This window comes from Promicromonospora kroppenstedtii DSM 19349 (genome assembly GCF_000515355.1).
In the GTDB taxonomy this organism is placed as follows: Bacteria; Actinomycetota; Actinomycetes; order Actinomycetales; family Cellulomonadaceae; genus Promicromonospora; species Promicromonospora kroppenstedtii.
Genome location: NZ_KI911635.1, coordinates 44959 through 46345 on the forward strand (window position 1 = coordinate 44959; position 1387 = coordinate 46345).

Consider the following 1387-nt stretch of genomic DNA (forward strand, 5'->3'; position numbering starts at 1 on the left):
GGGGCGCACCGCGGCGTCGTCAGCCTCGACCTGCGGCGGCTGAGCGGGCTGGTCGCGCTGGACGACGTCGCCCACGAGGCGACCTTCCACGCGGGAACGACGGCGCCCGCCGCCGAGGCCGCGCTGGCCGCGCACGGGTTCGAGCTCGGGCACTTCCCGCAGAGCTTCGAGTTCGCCACGCTCGGGGGGTTCGCGGCCATGCGCTCCTCGGGCCAGAACTCGGCAGGCTACGGGCGGTTCGACGCCATGGTCACGGGCCTGCGGGTGGTCACCCCCACGGGCACCCTCGACCTGGGCCGGGCGCCCGGCTCGGCGGCCGGGCCGGACCTGCTGCGCTGGTTCCTCGGCTCGGAGGGCAGGTTCGGCGTCATCACGCAGGTGCGGGTGCGCGTGCACCCCACGCCGGAGGCCCGGCTCATGGACGCGTGGACGTTCCGCGACTTCGCCGCCGGCGCGGACGGCCTGCGCCGCGTCGCGCAGCTCGGCACCGGGCCCACGGTGATCCGCCTGTCCGACGAGGAGGAGACGGCCGTCTCGCTGGCCCAGGTCGGCAACATCGGCAAGGCGCTGACGCGGGGCTGCTCCGCCGTCGTGCTGCACGAGGGGCCCGCCGACCTGGCCGCCGCCCGCCGCGAGGCCACCACGCGCGTGCTGCGCGAGGCAGGCGGGCGGCGTGCTGCCGAGAAGCTCGTCGAGTCCTGGGACCACGGGCGGTTCAAGGCGCCCTACCTGCGCGACGCCCTGCTCGGCGCGGGCGTGTTCTGCGAGACGCTGGAGACCGCCACGACCTGGTCGAACCTGGCCGCGCTCAAGGCGGCGGTCACCGCCGCGCTCGCCGACGGGTTCGACCGGGAGCACGCGAGGAACCGCATCCTGTGCCACATCTCGCACGTCTACCCGACGGGCGCGTCGCTCTACTTCACGGTGATCGCGGGCCTCGGCGCCGACCCGCTGGAGCCCTGGGAGCGGGTCAAGGCCGGGGTGAACGACGCGATCATGGCGACGGGCGGCACCATCAGCCACCACCACGGCGTCGGCGCGGACCACGCGCCCTGGCTGGAGCGGGAGATCGGCGCGACCGGCCTGCGGATGCTCCGCGCGGTGCGGGCCGAGCTGGACCCGGCCGGGATCATGAACCCCGGCGCGCTGCTCGGATGACCGCGCGCCCCACCCGACCCACCCACGTGTCGGACGTACGGACCACCGGGGTGACCTGCGGCTCCAACGCCTCCGGTAGGTTGCGCGCATGACCGATCAGGCCGGGCACATCGCGGTGCTCGTGAACCCCGCCTCGGGGCACGGCGTGGGCGTCGACAGCGCGCGTGTCGCGGTCGAGCGGCTGCGCGCCCGGGGCGCCGACGTCCGGGTCCACCGGGGCGCCGACGAG

1 protein-coding gene is annotated in these 1387 nt (G+C 75.8%); it reads left to right on the forward strand.

The window, feature by feature from the left end:
• On the forward strand, window positions 1–1158 hold a 1158-nt coding region (locus PROKR_RS07400), incomplete at its 5' end, for an FAD-binding oxidoreductase (RefSeq protein WP_051432758.1).
• Window positions 1159–1387 lie beyond the last annotated feature (229 nt).